Source organism: Actinomycetota bacterium, from assembly GCA_005888325.1.
Taxonomy (GTDB): domain Bacteria; phylum Actinomycetota; class Acidimicrobiia; order Acidimicrobiales; family AC-14; genus AC-14.
Genome location: VAWU01000002.1, coordinates 17982 through 35236, shown reverse-complemented (window position 1 = coordinate 35236; position 17255 = coordinate 17982). Strand labels below are relative to the sequence as shown.

Annotated in this window: 18 protein-coding genes; 3 read left to right on the top strand and 15 right to left on the bottom strand. The window is 71.0% G+C overall.

The window, feature by feature from the left end:
- The 13 genes from E6G06_00490 to E6G06_00430 all read right to left on the bottom strand — a co-directional run.
- Positions 1-1353, bottom strand: a 1353-nt coding sequence (locus E6G06_00490) for a DNRLRE domain-containing protein (GenBank protein TML93915.1), incomplete at its 3' end; no start/stop codon positions are given.
- Positions 1354-1527: 174 nt separating this feature from the next.
- On the bottom strand, positions 1528-2991 hold the full coding sequence (locus E6G06_00485; protein ID TML93921.1) for a glycine dehydrogenase subunit 2: 1464 nt from the start codon (positions 2989-2991) through the stop codon (positions 1528-1530).
- A gap of 115 nt (positions 2992-3106) precedes the next feature.
- Complete coding sequence (locus E6G06_00480; protein ID TML93914.1) at positions 3107-4456, bottom strand: aminomethyl-transferring glycine dehydrogenase subunit GcvPA; 1350 nt, start codon at positions 4454-4456, stop codon at positions 3107-3109.
- A 1-nt stretch (position 4457) separates the two neighbouring features.
- Complete coding sequence (gene gcvT / locus E6G06_00475; GenBank protein ID TML93913.1) at positions 4458-5510, bottom strand: glycine cleavage system aminomethyltransferase GcvT; 1053 nt, start codon at positions 5508-5510, stop codon at positions 4458-4460.
- A gap of 58 nt (positions 5511-5568) precedes the next feature.
- Entirely contained in the window at positions 5569-5958 is a 390-nt protein-coding gene (locus E6G06_00470; GenBank protein ID TML93912.1) for a hypothetical protein, read from the bottom strand.
- Between the two features lie 46 nt (positions 5959-6004).
- Complete coding sequence (locus E6G06_00465) at positions 6005-6484, bottom strand: MerR family transcriptional regulator (GenBank protein TML93911.1); 480 nt, start codon at positions 6482-6484, stop codon at positions 6005-6007.
- 320 nt (positions 6485-6804) lie between these two features.
- Positions 6805-7287 carry a bifunctional nuclease family protein gene (locus E6G06_00460; protein ID TML93910.1) on the bottom strand — a complete coding sequence of 161 codons (483 nt, stop codon included), beginning with the start codon at positions 7285-7287 and terminating at the stop codon, positions 6805-6807.
- Between the two features lie 8 nt (positions 7288-7295).
- Positions 7296-7850: a hypoxanthine phosphoribosyltransferase gene (gene hpt, locus E6G06_00455; GenBank protein ID TML93909.1), complete on the bottom strand. Its 555-nt coding sequence runs from the start codon at positions 7848-7850 to the stop codon at positions 7296-7298.
- Positions 7847-8572, bottom strand: a complete 726-nt coding sequence (locus E6G06_00450) for a MerR family transcriptional regulator (GenBank protein TML93920.1) — start codon at positions 8570-8572, stop codon at positions 7847-7849. Before E6G06_00450 ends, hpt begins: the two co-directional genes overlap by 4 nt.
- A 25-nt stretch (positions 8573-8597) precedes the next feature.
- Positions 8598-9095 (bottom strand): FHA domain-containing protein, encoded by a 498-nt coding sequence (locus tag E6G06_00445; GenBank protein ID TML93908.1) that lies wholly within the window; start codon positions 9093-9095, stop codon positions 8598-8600.
- Between the two features lie 67 nt (positions 9096-9162).
- Positions 9163-9543 (bottom strand): glycine cleavage system protein GcvH, encoded by a 381-nt coding sequence (gene gcvH, locus E6G06_00440; protein ID TML93907.1) that lies wholly within the window; start codon positions 9541-9543, stop codon positions 9163-9165.
- Positions 9544-9574: 31 nt separating this feature from the next.
- Entirely contained in the window at positions 9575-12061 is a 2487-nt protein-coding gene (locus E6G06_00435) for a mannose-1-phosphate guanyltransferase (GenBank protein TML93906.1), read from the bottom strand.
- Between the two features lie 40 nt (positions 12062-12101).
- Positions 12102-13514 carry a hypothetical protein gene (locus tag E6G06_00430; protein TML93905.1) on the bottom strand — a complete coding sequence of 471 codons (1413 nt, stop codon included), beginning with the start codon at positions 13512-13514 and terminating at the stop codon, positions 12102-12104.
- On the opposite strand from E6G06_00430, the gene E6G06_00425 reads away from it, so the two are divergent.
- Positions 13411-14040: a TetR/AcrR family transcriptional regulator gene (locus E6G06_00425; protein TML93904.1), complete on the top strand. Its 630-nt coding sequence runs from the start codon at positions 13411-13413 to the stop codon at positions 14038-14040. The two genes, E6G06_00430 and E6G06_00425, sit on opposite strands and share 104 nt — an antisense overlap.
- A 17-nt stretch (positions 14041-14057) precedes the next feature.
- Complete coding sequence (locus E6G06_00420) at positions 14058-14951, top strand: alpha/beta hydrolase (GenBank protein TML93903.1); 894 nt, start codon at positions 14058-14060, stop codon at positions 14949-14951.
- Between the two features lie 27 nt (positions 14952-14978).
- On the opposite strand, the gene E6G06_00415 is transcribed toward E6G06_00420, so the two are convergent.
- On the bottom strand, positions 14979-16139 hold the full coding sequence (locus E6G06_00415; protein TML93902.1) for a hypothetical protein: 1161 nt from the start codon (positions 16137-16139) through the stop codon (positions 14979-14981).
- A gap of 429 nt (positions 16140-16568) precedes the next feature.
- On the opposite strand from E6G06_00415, the gene E6G06_00410 reads away from it, so the two are divergent.
- Complete coding sequence (locus E6G06_00410; GenBank protein ID TML93901.1) at positions 16569-16808, top strand: hypothetical protein; 240 nt, start codon at positions 16569-16571, stop codon at positions 16806-16808.
- A gap of 45 nt (positions 16809-16853) precedes the next feature.
- Here E6G06_00410 and E6G06_00405 read toward each other — a convergent pair whose 3' ends face one another.
- Positions 16854-17180: a hypothetical protein gene (locus E6G06_00405; GenBank protein TML93900.1), complete on the bottom strand. Its 327-nt coding sequence runs from the start codon at positions 17178-17180 to the stop codon at positions 16854-16856.
- Positions 17181-17255 lie beyond the last annotated feature (75 nt).

The following is a 17255-nucleotide window of genomic DNA, read 5'->3' as shown; positions in this document are numbered from 1 at the left end:
GTCCACCAGCACCTTCACCCAGGGCGCCACCGCCTGGAAGGGGTCGTGCTCGGCCGCGCTGGTGAAGTACGCCTGGTGGAAGTAGGCCACCGTGCAGGGGGTGGGGTTGGCGCTCAGGTCGTTCGCCAGCCAGGTGGTGACCGCGTTGCCGTCACAGCCGCTCACCCGGTAGCAGGCGTCGGGCAGGGCCACGAAGTGCCAGCCCCCCCGGGTGAAGGAGTAGGGGGTGAGCGGCTGCAGTCGCACCGGGGCGTGCACGCCGCTCGCCCCGCCCCCGTTCCAGTAGTTCAAGGTGTCGCCCGCCTGCCAGTTCTGGTCGTGGGTGGGGGCGAGGACGGGGTACATCTTGGGCACCAGCGGGCCCCAGGAGCGGTCGAAGTAGGCGTTGTAGTCGCTCATGCTGCCGTCCTGGTACTGGTAGTCGCCCAGGCCCAGGATGAAGTCGGCCCGGGCCGCCAGCGCCGCGGTGCCCGAGGAGTTCGCCGAGCTGGACGGAGGCTGGATGTCGCCCACCGCCGCCACGTGCATGACTCCCCCGCCGGGCGGCAGCACGGTGGTGGTGGCGCGGGGCGCGGTGGTCGTGACCGCAGGGGCAGTGGTGGTGGCGCGGGGCACGGTGGTGGTCGGCTCCGACGACGTCGTCGTCGCGACGGTGGGGTCGGGCTCGGTCTCGATCACCAGCGCCGGTGGCGTGGTGGTCTCGCGGCTGGCGAACCGGCCGGCCGCCTCCTGGGTGTGATCCGGGTCCGGCGCGCCCACGGACGCGAACAACGAGGTGGCCAGCGAGAGCTCGAGCGATCCGCCGTTGGCGATGGCCGGGTTGTGCATCAGCTCGTCGGTGATGTCGATGTCGACCCATTCGTTGGCGCTGATGGGGCCCGCGTGCCCGAGCACGCGTCCGACGTGCTCCGGCGCGTTGTCGAAGGTGATCGCGCTCTCGCGCCAGTTGTCGTCGTTGACGAACCGAACGGCCACGCCCCAGGGATCGTCCTGGATGCTGAAGACGTGCAGGGTCGCCTTCTTCAGGACGCGGTGCGCGGCCGGGATGTCGACGCGAAGGTACGTGGTGTCCCGCTGAGGTCCGCCGTCGACCTTCAAGTACTGCAAATCACCGTGCGCGACGTCGGGATTGCCTTCGCTCACGAACGAGTCGGCGGTGACGGTGAAGGTCTGTGTGGCCGACCTGGTCACCGATGGCGCGAGCAGCTGGGCGATGGCAACCGTGGCGAGGACACACACGGCCGCGCCCACCAAGGCGCGGCGTCGTTGTGTCGTGGGTGCCTCCCCGATGAGGAAGCCGCCGGTCCGGCTCGAGCGGAGTTGTGCGAAGAGGCGACGTGCGTTGCTGAGCATGGCAGTCCGAGACCTTCCCGACGACGGTCAGAGTTTGCGGCGCTGTACGCGTCGTGACGCAACACTCTCTGTATCGGTCGGGAGGTGGGGGGGGCCTGAGCAGAAACTCGGAGAAAATCGCGTCGCCGGCGATTCTGTGAGCGGCGAGGTGCGCGGAGTCGCGCTCTCGTGTCGTCAGTGACGGGGTTCGCGCGCGTCCCACGTGGGGATCAGGCTGCGTGCGGCGCGGGCCTCGTCGACCCGGCTCACCGGTGTGGTACGCGGCGCATCGTGCACGTCGGACGCGCTCTCCCCCGCGATGCGTTCGAGGGCGGCGGCCAGCGCCTCCAGCGTCTGCGGGCTCTCGGTCTCGGTGGGCTCGATCATGAGCGCCTCGTCGATGGTGAGCGGGAAGTACACCGTCGGCGCGTGGAAGCCCTCCTCGAGGAGCCGCTTGGCGACGTCGACCGCGCGCACACCCGCCCGCTTCTTCAGGTTCGCCGCGGAAACCACGCACTCGTGCATGTTGGGTCGGTCGTACGGGATGTCGTAGACGCCGCGAAGACGATGACGGAGCCAGTTCGCGTTGAGCACCGCCGCCTCGGCGACGCGGCGTAAACCGTCGCCGCCGTTGGCCAGGATGTAGGCGTAGGCGCGCGCGAGGGCGAGCGCGTTGCCGTGCCACGAATGGACGCGACCGATCGAGAGCTCCGGCGTCTGCCACCGGTACGTGCCGTCGTCACCCGCAACCGGTAGCGGGCCGGGAAGGAACGGCGCCAGTCGTTCCGAGACCGCGACCGGCCCGGCGCCGGGGCCACCGCCACCGTGCGGGACCGCGAAGGTCTTGTGCAGGTTCATGTGGACGATGTCGAACCCCATGTCGCCGGGTCGGGTGACACCGAGGATCGCGTTGAGATTGGCCCCGTCGTAGTAGAGCAACCCACCGACGTCGTGCACCGCGCGCGCGATTGCGGCGATGTCCTCCTCGAAGAGCCCGAGCGTGTTGGGGTTCGTCAGCATGATGCCCGCGACGTCGTCGTCGAGCTGCTCCCTCAACGCCGCGAGGTCGACGCAGCCGCGGCGGTCGGAGGGAACCGTCACCGTCTGATAGCCGCCGAGCGTCACCGACGCGGGGTTGGTGCCGTGCGCGGAGTCGGGGATGACCACCTTGGTACGGGTCTGGCCTCGGTGGGTGTGCCACGCGCGCATCAGCAGCAGGCCGGTCAGCTCGCCGGCGGCACCGGCCGGCGGTTGCAGGGTGGCCGCGTGCATGCCCGTGATGCGACAGAGGATGTCCGCCAGGTCGGCGAGCAGCTCCATCCACCCCTGGGTGAGAGCAGCAGGCGCGGCCGGGTGCACGTCGGTGAGGCCGGGGAGCGACGCGGCGTCGTCGCAGAGCTTGGGGTTGTACTTCATCGTGCAGGAGCCCAGCGGGTATGCGCCCAGGTCGACCGAGTACTGGCGGTGCGTGAGGCGCGTGAAGTGGGCGACGAGATCGCGCTCGGACACCTCGGCCAGCGGCGTGGGCTCCGGGTCGAGGTGCTCGGTGGGGACCAGGTCGGCGGCGTCCCATTCGGGGAGATCGGTGGCGCGGAACGACCACGCCCGCCGGTCGGGCACCGACAGCTCGAAGACGGTCGGCTCCTCGTCCCGCCCCATCACCGGCGCACTGGAAGCTCTCCCCCCCGGCGCGCTCATGTCGCTCGCTTCTTGTCGTAGTCAGCCGTCCTGAGGACGGCTGCGTACGACGAGAACGGGTGGGGGACCCTCTTGCTCATGCGAGCACCTTCTCGAAGGCGGCGGCATACGCGTCGATCTCGGCGCGCGTGCGCCGCTCGGTGACCGCGACCAGCAGGCCCTCCCCGTACTCGTCGCCCAGGGCGATGCCCGCGAGGAACCCCTGCTCCGCCATGCGCTCGACGACTACCTCGGCGGGAATTGGCGTTCGCACCGCGAACTCTCGGAGCACCGGCGCTTCTGCGATCGGCACCACCCCGTCGAGCGCGAGGAGCGCCTCGCGCGTGTACCGGGTGGCCCGGGCGCAGCGCAGCGCCAGCTCGCGCAGACCGGTCGTCCCCAACCACGACAGCTGGATCGCGCAGCAGACGGCGATGAGCGTCTGGTTGGTGCAGACGTTCGACGAGGCCTTCTCGCGCCGGATGTCCTGCTCACGGGTGCGCAACGTCGTCACGTAGGCCCGGCGCCCCTCGGTGTCCACTGTCTCGCCGACGAGGCGACCGGGCAGGCGGCGCACGTGCTCGAGCCGGCACGCGAACAGGCCGAGGTAGGGTCCGCCCAGGCTGAGCGGGGTGCCGAAGGGCTGGCCCTCCCCCACCACCACGTCGGCGCCGTACGCACCGGGCGACCGCAGCAGCCCGGCGGCGACCGGGTCGAACGCGACGAGCAGCATCGCGCCGCGCGACCGGGCCAGCCGGGCGGCGGCCGTGAGGTCCTCGAGGCAACCCAGGTAGTTGGGGTGCTGGACGAGGATCGCCGCGGGTGCGCCCGGGCTCTCGTCGTCGGGCAGCACGTCGTCGGGCAATGCGGTGACGCCTCCGCGCAGGGGCAGGGTGACGAGGTCGTGGCCGGTGCCCGCGGCGAACGTGCGCACGACCTCGCGCCAGTTCGGGTGGACGCCCTCGCTCACCCACACGGTCGGACGACCGGCTGCGGTCACGGCCAGGTTGACCGCCTCCACACAGGCGCTGGCCCCGTCGTAGAGGGAGGCGTTGGCGACCTCGACGCCGCTGAGGCGGCAGAGGAGCGTCTGGTACTCGAAGAGCGCCTGCAGCACGCCCTGGGCGACCTCGGGCTGGTAGGGCGTGTAGGCGGTGACGAACTCCGACCGGAACGCCAGGCTGCGCACCGCCGCGGGGACCTCGTGGTCGTAGGCGCCGCCGCCGGCGAAGCACACGAGGTCGGGGCCCGCCCGGCGGTTCCGGCCGGCCATCGCCTCCATGTCCGCGAGCACGTCGAACTCGCTCGCCCCGGGCGCCAGGTCGAGGCCGTGGGCCAGCCGGAGCGCCTCCGGGACGGCGCTCCACAGGTCGTCGAGCGAGCCGAGGCCCATGAACTCGAGCATCGACGCGATCTCCGCGTCGGTGTGGGGGACGAAATGGGCCACGTCAGCTCGCAGTCACGAACGGTGTGCGGACGACCCGGCCCGGGAGGTGCTTGCCCCGCACGTCGATCGCAACCGCGGCGCCGGGCTCGAGCGTGGGCGGCACGAACCCGAGCGCGATCCCGTGGCCCAGCACCGGCGAGAAGTTGCCACTCGTCACGTGGCCGACGACGGTACCGCCGGCCAGCACCTCGCTGCCCGTCCGCGGCGGCTGGCGCCCGTCGACCGTCAATCCCCGCAGGAGCCGGGCCACGCCCCGCGCCCGCTCGGCCTCGAGGGGGCCTCGCCCGCGGAAGTCGCCCTTGCTCCAGCCGACGACCCAACCCAGGCCCGCCTGCAGGGGGGTGATCCCCGGGCCCAGCTCGTGGCCGTGGAGTGGCAGGCCGGCCTCCAGCCGGAGCGTGTCACGCGCCCCCAGGCCCGCGGGCCGGGCCCCGGCACCCACCACCTCCTGCCAGAACGCGGGTGCGACATCTGCTGGTACCGCGCACTCCACGCCGTCCTCGCCGGTGTATCCGGTGCCCGCCACGATGCACGGTGCGTCCTTCCATTCGAAGCGGCGCACGCCGAACCGGGGCACGGTGGCGGCGTCGGGCGCCACACCGGCCAGTGTCCGGCGCGCCTCGGGCCCCTGGACCGCGATCACGGCACGGCCGGCGGTGATGTCCTCGCCTCCGACGGCCGCCACCACACGGGCGGTGTTGGACGCGTTCGGCATCACGTGGAACTCGCCGTCGTCGACCCACCACACGATGATGTCGTCGAGCACCGACGCATCGGCCTCGTCGAGCAGGTGGGTGTACTGCGCCCGACCGGGTGCGATCCTGGCCAGGTCGTTGGTGAGCGCGCGCTGCAGCGCGTCGAGGGCCTGCGGTCCGTCGACGCGCACGGTGCCGAGGTGGCTCACGTCGAACGCGACCGCCGCGGACCGGCACGCCCGATGCTCGGCGAGGGTGCCGTCGGTGTACGACAGCGGCATCTCCCATCCCGCGAAGTCGGTCATGCGGGCCCCGAGCGCACGGTGCTCGGCGTCGAGGGGTGAGTGCCGCGACGTCATCGGGCGAGCGTATGCGCTCCGGGAAGGTTGGGTTGGTGGCCTCCCGTGCGGGGTGCGATCAGTCGAACCGGAGCGGGAGGGGCTCGACCCCGTCGTCGACCGGAAGGTCCTGCGACGGCGGTTCGAGCCCGTACTTCACGAGCAGGGCGAGGTAGTCGCGCTGGTAGAAGACCTTCACCTTGACCTCGGGGTGGAGCTCGCGCAGCCGGCGCACCTTGCCGTTCTTCTTGGTGACGAGCTTCTGGTTGAGCGTCGTGATCTCGATGTAGAGCTCGTAGGACGGCAGGTAGAAGTCGGGGCTGAACGCCTGCTGGGGATTCCCGTCGCGATCCCATTCGAGGACGAAGGTGCGGGGCTCGTACTCCCACTCGATGCCGTAGAAGTCGAGCAGCTTCGCGAACTGTCGCTCGGAGTTGTGGGCGAAGCGCGTGAGCTCGTGCGGCAGCACATCGGATGCCGCACCGCGTGGATCGGGTGCGCCCGACGCGGCCAGGTCAGCCTCCGCCGGTGGCGGTCGCCCGCGGGCTCGCCGAGCCCGTCGGGTCGGCCTTCGGGCGTAACTCCAGGATCGCCGCGTCGAGCTCGTCGACCATGCCGCCGAGGGGGACGATGTTCAGGACGCCCTGGCCCTTGCGCACCAGGTCGACGATCTCGCCGTCGGTGCGGGCCAGCACCGAGCCGGTGCCGTTGAGGACCAGGCTCGCCGTCGCGATGTCCTCCCCGAGGTTCGTGCGCAGGTACTCGATGGCCGTGCGCGCCGACCGCAGCGAGACGCCCGCGTCGAGGAGGCTCTTGATGACCTTGAGCTCGACCAGGTCGGTGTACGCGTACCGCCGCTGGGTGCCGCTCCCCTTGGCGTCTGCCAGCGAGGGCCGGATCAGGTCGGTGCGGGCCCAGTAGTCGAGCTGGCGGTAGGTGATGCCGACGAGCTTGCAGACCTGGGGCCCGCGGAACCCCTCTTCAGCTACAGCCACGAGACGCCTCCCTCTCCCCCTCGATCGCTAACAGACGCGTAGTTACGCCGATGTGACCCTCAGCGTAAGTCTTCTCCGCCCATCAAGCAACGACGGTTCCGGGAGTTTCTCGACCCCCCCAGCGAGAGCCCGGCGCCCAGACGAGGCCGCGAGCGAGGCGAGCGAAGCGAGACGAGCCGGCCGGGTGGCCCGGAGGGAGGGGCCCAGATGGGAGGGGTCCCCGCGTCAGCGGGGAGGGACCCATCTGGGAGGGCCCCTGAGGGACAGGCCCCGGCCGGCGGGGGCGGGAGTCCGGCGGCGCCACACACACCAAAACGCCTCTACGAAGCGAAGTCCTCCGGGTTCACCCCCTCGAGGAACTCCCGGAACCGCTCGACCTCCACCTCCTCCTCGTCGTCGTCGCTGACGGTGACGGCGGCCTCCTCGAGCACCCCTTCGTTGGCGAAGATGGGCGTCCCCAGGCGGGCGGCCAGGGCGATGGCGTCGGAGGGCCGGCTCGAGACGCTGTGGCTGCTGCCGTTGGCGGTCATCTCGATCTCGGCGAAGAAGGTGCCGTCGCGCAGGTCGGTGATCACGATGCGCTCGACGGAGACCTTGAGCTCGCCCAGGAGGTCCCGCATGAGGTCGTGGGTCATCGGGCGCTGGGTGACGACGCCCTGCAGGGCGAAGGCGATGGCGGTGGCCTCGACCGCACCGATGAAGATCGGGAGCACCCGGTGCTCACCTTCGGCCTCCCGCAGCAACACGATCGGGTTGTTGGTGGGCAACTCCACGCGGACGCCGACGAGACGCATCTCGACCACATCTGACCCTACCTCGCGAACAGAGCGCCGACGTAGGCGTCAGGATCGGCCTGGAGCAGGTCGAGATCACCCGTCACGACCCGGTCGAGGTTGCGGTAGCGGCCCGCGAAGTCGAGCCCATACCCGAGGACGAACTCGTCGCCGATGTCGAACCCGGTGAAACGGACGGGGGTCGGCACGATGCGCCGGACCGACTTGTCGAGCAGCGTGCACGCCTCGACCGAGCGCGCTCCCCGGCCACGGAGCTCGCGGAGCAGGTACGTGAGGGTCAGGCCCGTGTCGACGATGTCCTCGACCAGCACCACGTCGCGACCGAACAGGTCGAGGTCGAGGTCCTTCACGATCCGCACCCGGCCGGTCTCCGGCGCGTAGGCCGAGATCGCGAGGAAGTCGACCACCGGCACGACGTCGAGGTGCCGGACCAGGTCGGCGAGGAAGGGCACCGCGCCCTTGAGGACCGCGACGAGCACGACGTCGTCGTCGTACGCGGCCGAGATCTCGCCGGCCAGCCGCTGCACCCCGGCGCGCAGGTCGTCCGCCGGTATGAGCAGCCGAGGTGTCAGGAGAGGTACTCGTGGAGGGCTTGGCGCAGCATGGCGGCACGAAGCGCCTGCCCGAGCCGGGCCAGCTCGCCCAGCGTCGCGATCGCCTGCGTGTGGGCCTCAGGGTTGCGCTGCTTCAGCATCGGCATCACCACCTGCTCGAAGAAGCTCGCCTCCCGTTCGCCTGCGTTGCGGTACATGCGCAGGTGGCGCGCCTCGACGCCGAACTTCATGAACCCCGCGGCCAGGTTCGCCACCACGAGCGCGTCCTCGTCGTAATAGACGCTGCCCCCCACCGAACGGCCGGCGAGGATCCCGTAGCGCTCGAGCTCGTGGAGGTCGTCGACCTCCAGCCCGCTCGCCGAGGCGAGCTCGCCGAACGTGAGGTTGGCGCCGGAGACGCCGGTGGCCAGTGGGTCGCCGTCGCGGCCGGCGTCGACGCGCGGGCGCCGAACGGCCGGCTCACGCGGCCGCGCCGGCTCCTCGGGAGCCACCGCGTCGCCATCGGGCTCGGGGACCGCGCCGGCGAGCCGTCCCTTGATCACCTTGAGCGGGAGGAAGTGCTCGCGCTGCTGGCGCAGGATCCAACGCAGGCGCTCGACATCGGTCTCGTAGAACTTGCGGTAGCCCGAGGGCGTGCGCTCGGGGTCGAGCAGGCCCTGGCTCTCGAGGAAGCGGATCTTGGAGATGGTGACGTCGGGGAACTCGTCCTTGAGGAGGGTCAGCACCTCCCCGATCGACATGAAGGCCCGGTCCGCCACGGCGCCTCTACCCCTGCGCCGCGTCGGCGCCCGAGAAGAAGACCAGCTTGAACTTCCCGATCTGCAGCTCGTCGCCCGGCGCCAGCGGCGACTCGTCGATGCGCTCGCGATTGAGGTACGTGCCGTTGAGCGAGCCCACGTCCTTCACGCGGTACGACCCGTCGGGCTGGTGGACCACCTCGACGTGGCGGCGCGAGACGGTGATGTCGTCGAGGAAGATCTCGCTGTCGGGATGGCGCCCGGCGCGCGTCACCTCGGTGTCGAGGAGGAAGCGCGATCCCGCGTTGGGCCCCCGTTTCACGACGAGCATCCCGGCGCCCTCGCGGAGGTCGTCGATGGTGACGCTCAGCTCCTCTTCGGCCACGTCGCCGGCCGCCTCGATCGGTGTGAAGGTGATGGTGGTGTCGTCACCCGAGGACCGCGCCAGCACGGCGCCGCACGACGAGCAGAATCGGGCGCCAGAGGGGTTTCGATGCCCGCACTGGTTGCAGAACACGGCACTCAACGCTAGCCGGTCCGTGGTCTTCGGCTTCGCTGGGCTCCGGCTCGCTCGCGACCGCGTGACCCGCGCCTCAGTCCTGGACCAGCCGCTGGTAGCCCTCGGCGTCGAGGAGCGCGTCCAACGCGGCGGCGTCGGTGGGCTCGATCACACAGATCCATCCCTCGCCGTAGGGATCCTCGTTGATGCGTTGCGGCGCGTCGGTGAGCTCGCTGTTGACCTCCACCACGGTGCCCGCGACCGGGGCGTAGATGTCGGAGACGGACTTGGTGGACTCGACCTCGCTGAACGTCGCGCCCGCCTCGAGCCGCGCTCCCCGCTCCGGCAGTTGCACGAACACGACGTCGCCGAGCGCGTCCTGCGCGTAGTCGGTGATGCCGACGCGCACCCTGCCGTCCTCGATGCGTGCCCACTCGTGATCCTGCGTGTAGCGCCGGTCGTCGGGGACGTTCATGGGCGGCGACGATAATCCGTGACGCGGGCGTTCAGCGCAGGATCTGACGGATGCGGCGGGCGTACTCCTGGGCCAGACGCACGGCCTCGGCGTCGCTCTGCCCCTCCGCCCAGACGTGGGTGACGGGCTCGTCCGGGTCGGGGAGCACCAGCGCCCACCCGGCCTCGTGCATGACCTTCACCCCGTCGACCAGCACCAGCTCACGGTCCTTGCTGCGTTCGACCAGCGACCGCATGACGAGGCCCTTGTGCTCCCAGGGCGTCACCACGCTCTCGTGGGCGATCCACGTGCGCGGCAGGCCGGCGACGATCTTCGACAGCCGCAGGCCCGAGGCGGCGAGCAGCTGGAGCACGTTGACGAACGACGCGGCGGCGTCGTAGGCCGGCAGGAAGTCGGGCCAGATGAAGCCGCCCTCCTGACTGGCCGCCCACACCACCCCCTGCCCGGCCGCGACCTCCATCAGGTGGGGCGTGGACAGCTTCGTCCAGGTGATCTCGGCGCCCGCCTCCTTCGCGATGCGCTCGGCCTGGCTGCTCGCCGAGACGGGCAGCGCCACCGAGGCATGCTCCCGCGTCGAGGTGACGAGCGTGAGGAGCGCCATCAACGCTTCGTCGTTGGTGAGCACGTGGCCTTCGTCGTCGATGAGCGTGATGTGCTCGCCGTCGGGGTCGATCACCGCGCCGAGGTGGGCCTTCGACGTGCGGACGAGCTCCGCGACGTACCGCGCGTGCACGTCGACCTCGAAGGCGGCCGCGCCAGCGGTGGACGCGTAGGGGTTGACGCTCAGCACGTCGGCCCCCAGCTTCGAGAGGACGTTGGGCATCACGAACGCGGTGGTGCCGAAGGCGTAGTCGAGGACGACGCGGTAGCTCGCGGCGCGGATGGCGTCGGCATCGACCGAGCGCATCAGGGCGGCGGTGTAGTACTCGAGCGCATGTGGCGGGAAGCCGATGTCGCCGATGTCCGCCGCGAACGCGCGGCGGTAGTCCTGACGGTGGTAGTAACGCTCGATCTTGCGTTGGGTCGCTTCGTTGATGTCGGTGCCGTCGGCGTCGAAGAAGCGGAGGACGACCGACTGCGGGTCCCCGGGCACGAGCCGCACGGTGATGCCGCCCTGCGCGCGCTCGGAACGCACCTGGAACCGGGTGACGGGCACCGGCGCCACCTCGAGGTCGTCGACGTTGACGCCCGCGGCGTTGAGGCCGGCCATGACGGCCCGTTTGAGCGCCCGTGCCGCCCGGCTGGAGTCGCGCGACGTCGTCACCGTGCTCCCCTTCTTCAGGGTGGTGGCGTAGGCCATCGCGATCTGCACCGCGAGCTCCGGGGTGACGTCGACGTTCGCCAGACCCGAGACCCCGAGCCGGCCGAAGAGCATCCGCGCGCCGCGCGACTCCCAGACGATCGAGGAGTTGATGATGGCGCCGGGCTCCACGGTCTTGAAGGGGTAGACCTTCACGCCCGGGTTGATGACCGCGTGCTCGCCCACGTAGCAGTCGTCGCCGAGCACCACCCCTTCCTCGCACCGCGCGCCCAGACGCAGGTCGCTGGAGCGGCCGATCACCGACCCGCGCAGCCGCACGCCCTGACTGATGTACGCGTTGTCATGGACGACCGTGCGCTCGATGTACGCGTCGCTGCGCACCATCACGTTGGCTCCGAGCACGGTGTACGCACGCAGGTTGGCACCCGCCTCGATCCGGCAGTAGTCGCCGATCAACGCCGGGCCCTCGACGGTGGCGTTGGGGTCGATCTCCGACCCCTCCCCCACCCACAGACCCTCCGCCATCCGAAAGCCGGGCACGTCGACCTCGACCTTGCCGTCCAGGATGTCCTGATGGGCCTTCACGTAGGCTTCGAGCGTGCCCACGTCCTCCCAGTAGCCGTCGGCCACGTAGCCGAGGAGCGCCTTGCGATCCGCGAGCAGCTTCGGGAACACGTCGCCGGAGAAGTCGAAGGACTCACCTTCCGGGATGTAGTCGAAGATCTCCGGCTGGAGGACGTAGATGCCCGTGTTGATGGTGTCGCTGAACACCTGGCCCCACGTCGGCTTCTCGAGGAAGCGGTCGACGGAGCCGTCCTCGCGCGTGATCACGATGCCGAACTCGAGCGGGTTCTCCATCGCCTTCAGCGCGATCGTCGCCATGGCCTTGCGCTCCTCGTGGAAGCGCACGACCTCCGACAGGTCGAAGTCGGTGAGCACGTCGCCCGAGATCACGAGGAAGGGCTCGTCGAGCTCGTCCTTGGCATTGCGCACCGAGCCCGCGGTGCCGAGCGGGGACTCCTCCGTGGCGTACACCATGCGCACGCCGAACTCGGACCCGTCGCCGAAGTAGGTGCGGATGGTCTGGGGCAGAAATGCGAGGGTGACGACGATGTCGTCGAAGCCGTGCTCCTTCAGGAGCTTGACGATGTGCTCCATCATCGGCCGGTTGACCACGGGCATCATCGGCTTCGGCGCGTTGGAGGTGAGGGGGCGTAGCCGGGTGCCCTCGCCTCCCGCCATGATCACGGCTTTCACGTGACGGCCCTCGGGTGTACCGCCCTCAGGTGAAGGGCCCTCACGCCGGGCTCCGCGCCCGGCCCTCCCGGTAGGCGTCGAGCCCGAGGGGGACGTAGGCGATCGCCGCGTACCAGCTGAGGACGATGCCGGGGATGACGAAGGTCCACGCGAGGAAGCCGGCGAGGCCCTGCCACCCGAGGTGGTCGGCGTGACTGCCGAGGAAGAGGGGGAACGCGACCATCAAGGCGAACGTGCCCGCCTTGCCCACCCAGGTCACGTCGATGCGTCGGGCGCCGAGCGCCGCGAGCGCGAGCACCGCACCGGAGACGAGGACCTCGCGCACGATCGTCACCACGCCGATCCATACGGGTACCGAGCCGTCGATCATGATGGCGACGATCCCGACACCGAGCAGGATGCGGTCGGCCGTGGGGTCGAGCACCTTGCCCACAGTCGAGACCTGGTCGAAATGGCGGGCGACGTAGCCGTCGATCCAGTCGGTGGCCCCCAAGCCGCCGAGCAGGTAGGCGGCGGCGGCTCGGTTGTCGCGACCGAAGAGCAGATAGAGGAACAGCGGCACGCAGCACAGGCGGACGACGGAGACGATGTTGGGGATGGTGAGCACCCCGTGTGCACCGGACGCCGTCGGTCGTCGGACTCCTGTTGGCTCGACCGCGGGCACCGTCACGCGACCCGAGTCTAGGAGGTGCGCATCCATCGCCCGGCGGCGGCGCGCCGCCTCCTCCGCGGGCAGCACGACAGTGCCTGCGGCCAGGTCACCGAGCGTCAGCCGCTGCCGGTTGACGAGCGCGATCGCATAGCCGAGGCCCCCCAGGAGGAGCGAGGGAATGCGCGCCGCCTCCCGGATCACGCACCAACCCAGACCCGGTACCTCCCCCGTGGATCGGCGCACGACCTGGAGTCCGAAGCAGTACTTGCCGAGGGTCTGGCCGTACCAGAGCCGGTCGAAGAGGACCCGGTACGCGAGGGGCACGACGATCAGGAGGGTGGCTCCGATCACCCCGTCGAGGAAGGCCCGCGAGACGTCGTAGCGGTCGATCACGTCGACGGTGAACCCGTCGTAGCGGTCGAGCACCGCGGCGAGGCCGAGGAAGGCGCCCACCTGGATGGTGAGGACGATCCCGGTGTCGATCAGCCACGCCGACAAGCGGTGACCGGTCAGCGCCCGCTCTCGGGGTCGAGCGGCGGCCGCGTCGCGGGCGTCCTGGTCGAACGGGACGACGGGCCGGGCCCGTGTGACTGCCACCATCCGCCCATTCTTCCCGCGCCGGCCCGGGCCGGTGGGAACTGCCCGATTCGACGGTTGAGGGTTGTATCGCGCCATCAGTTCTGATATTCCGACACAGATGATGGTCGACCGGGGCGCCCGGCGGCGGGAGCGCACCCGTGCCAGCCTGCTGGAGGGAGCCCGGCGGGTCATCGCCGCCAAGGGCTTCGACGCGGCGACCATCACTGAGATCACCGAAGCCGCCGACGTCGGCTTCGGCAGCTTCTACAACCACTTCGAGTCGAAGGACGAGCTGCTCAGGGTGCTCGTGACCGAGGCCGTCGACGCCCACGGACGCGCCATCGACGGCCTCATGGCCGACGAGTCCGACCCGGCCCGTCTGGTCGCGGCAGGTGTCATGCACACGGTGGCCATGGCCGAGCACGACCCCTTCTGGGCCTGGTTCATGGTCCGCACCGGGTTCGGCGAGCACAGCGAGTTGGGTGCGCCGCTGCTGGTCCGGTTGTTTCGCGATGTCGGGCGCGGCGTGGCATCGGGACGGTTCCCCGTCGACGACGTGGCGACGTCGGTCGCGAGCGTGAGCGGCGCCACCTGGGCGGTGATCCGGGCGCGTCTTGCCGGCGCCGCGTCGCCCGACGCGGGGCGGCTGCTCGCGGAAGGCGCGCTCCGCCTGCTCGGTCTCCGCGCCGCCGACGCACGCCGCGCGGTGGCGTCGGTCGTGGCCCTTCGCCTGACGGAGGCGATCTGATGAGTAGCGGGCTGTAGTTGGAGCCGTTCGACATCACCGAGCCCTACCGGGTCGAGCACCTCGAGCTGCGCTGGGCGCGCATCGACGGCCGGCCGTACCGCGCGACGGTCTGGCGTCCCGCGACCGACCTGCCGGCGCGGGCGCCGTGGGCGACCCTGCTCGACGTGCCCGGCGGACCGTCGACGTACTTCGACCGGAGCGTGGACTTCTACTTCAACCGCAAGCTGGCGGCGTGCGGCGCCGTGGTCGTCGCCATCGACTTCCGGCGAGGGCCCAGCCATCCGTACCCGTCCGCGTGCATCGACGTCAACGCCGCCATCCGGTGGCTCAAGCGGGAGGCGGTGGCGCTCGGCGGCACGGCCGAGCGGCTCGGCGTGGTCGGCGCCTCGTGCGGTGGCCAGGTCGCGCTCCTGTCCGCGCTGCGCCCGCACGACCCCGTCTACGCCAGCGCGAAGGGGCACGAGACCGTCGAGGCGTGGTCTCCCGGCGTGCAACCCGATGCCGCCATCGACTACGTCCTCGCGCTGTGGCCGATCACCGACGTGCCCGGGCACTACGCCTACGTCACGGGCCGGCCCGACGACGACGAGGTCGCCGCGTACCTCGTCCGGGCCCACGACGCGGTGTACGGCTGCGCGGACCGGATGCGCGAGGCGTCGCCGCTGCACACGGTGCAGGAAGGGCGCGCCCAGCGGCTCCCACCCGTGCTGCTGCAGCTTCCCGAGCTCGACTGCCAGGTGCCGGTCTCGACCCAGGAGGCGTTCATCCAGGCCTACCGGCGAAGCGGGGGCTCCATCGAGCCTGCCCTGCTGCCCGGCATGGCGCACAGCGCCGCCAACGACCCCGGCGACGACGCCGACCAGTGCGTCGAGGTGATGAAGCGGTTCGTCGCCGCCCGGCTGTCGGGCTGAGGCGCCGGGCGTAGGTAGCGGGACCCGCTACCGCGGGGCGCTGCACGCGGTGAGGGTCACCGGACCCGAGCCCTCCACGTGCGCGTCGGCCGTCGCAGCCCACGCCCCGAGCGCCTGCGCGAGCACGCGGTCGGCGCCGGGACCCAGCATCGTGAAACGCACGCGCGTGCACGACCGGTTCCCGCTGTTCCAGGTGACGAAGCGGCTCCCGCCCCAGGCCTGCGCGATGGCGAACGCGTCGTGGTCGTCGATCACGCGCGCCAGCAGATAGACGAGCTGGTACTCCCCCACCACACCCTGGTCGACGATGGGCCCGTCCGCGGGCGGAGGGGAGACGGCGATCGGCCCGACACCCGCGAGATAGCGGTCGGGGTGCATGATCTCGGCCGTGCTCTGCGGGTACGAGCGAAACGCGGCGTCGAGCGCGGCCTGGCCACGCGTGCCGCGCACGGCATCGTTCCACGCCATGCCGACGACGTAGGGGAAGTTGTCGAAGCTGGTGTAGTAGGCCTGGTTGTAGATGTCGTCCTGACGCCCCCGCGCCTCGCGCTCGATGGCGTCCTGCTCGATCACCGTGAGCGTCGAGAGGTAGCTCCGCATGGTGCGCTGCGCGTCCCCTTCGACGACCGCGCGTGCGGCCAGTGCCGCGTCGTTGTTGTCCGCGCGGAGACGGGAGAGGTCGAACTGCTGGTCCTGCAGGGCATGGGTGAGCTCGTGCACGAGCACGTAGCGGGCGTACGGCGTCGTGCCCACGCCCTTCACGTACAGCTCCTTCGTCGCGGGGTCGTAGAAGCCGAGCACCCGCTCGAGGTCGCGCTTCCTCTCCTGCGCCAGGTCGACCTCGTCCGGCAGCAGACGCAGGGCGCGCAGCGTCGCCTCCTCCGCGTGCAGGTCGGTGACGTCGGGTGACGAGCTCGCGTCGAGGCGCTCGAGGAACGGCGCGTCCTTCAGGATGGTCACCTTCACGGGCGTCTTGTACCTCAGCCCCCGCGCCCGCTCGACGAAGCTCTGCAGCTGCACCACGATCTCGTCGAGGGTGTCGAACGAGGCCTTGGCCGGGTTGGCCGCGGTGCCCGGCGCTGCCTTCTTCTTCGCGCCCGGCTTGGTCAGGCTGCGCACGGCGACGGCACCGATGACGATGGCGCCCACGACCGCGAGCGCGCCCACGAGACCGACGACGACGGGCATGGCGCCCGGCTTGGGAGCCGTCCCCCCCGACCGCGGCGGGCCTGGCGGCGTCGGGGTGATCGGCGTCGGGGTGATCGGCGTGGGGGTGATCGGCGTGGGCCCCCGGTGGTCCGGCCTGCGTCCGCCCGAGCGTCGGGCCCGCCGGGGCTGGCTGCCGGCTCGCACGCGCGAGCGTCTGGGCCTGCCGCCCGCAGCGCGGGCAGCTGGCGAAGGCCGCGGGGTTGTCCCGACCGCAGCGGCAGGTCCAGCGTCCGTCCATGCCTCTCCAGGGTGGCACACGAAAGTCCCCGGACCTCCTGCCACGTGTCGTGGCTGGCGCGCGCGGTCCGTGTCTTCTGCTGCCGGGATGGGATTTCCGCTCAGCCCGCGTCACCCGCGCGCCGAAGCAAAAGCCGAGTCGAGTCCGCATTGCGGCGGACAGGAGGCGAGATGAACATCCGAGGGATCATCGCGGCGGTGGCACTGGGGGGCGGCATGGTGGCCGCCGCCATCGGGCTGCTGCTCATGCGGTCCGACGACCTGGACACCTTCCGCGCCGGAACCGTGCTCATCGTGCTGGGGCTGGCCATGCTCTTCGGCGGGGTGATCTACCGCATGTCGGGCGACGACCCCGAGAGCCGCTGGCAGCTGCGCCCCCGCCGGAGCGAGGCCCCGCCGCCCGAGGCGTGAGCTAGCTGGTCGCTTCGCTCCCCCGGCCGGGGAGCCGTGTAGGCGTCAGCCCGCGGCGCTGGCGGCGCGCAGGGTGCAGGCGTTCACCACCACGACCGTCAGGTACACGCCGGCCACCGCCCAGACCGCGCACACGAGGCGCAGGCGCGTGACCCGTTGGCGGAGGACGAACGCCATCAGTCCCGCGATGAGCGTGAGCTTCACCGCGGCGGCGTCGCCTGCGCCCATGAGCGCCCTTCCGAGCGGGTTGAGATCGCCGCCGTAGCGCGAGAGCACGGCGTCCATCACCAGCAGGTCGGTCGCGAGGAGCGTGGCGAGCACGACGAGGCCGGTCAGCGCGGCCGTGCGCCCGAGGTCAGGCGTGCGCTCCAACGTGCCCCCTCTCCGAACCCGCGCGAAGGGCGAAGTATGCGTTCGCCGGCACGCGAATGGCAAGACCCTCGAGCG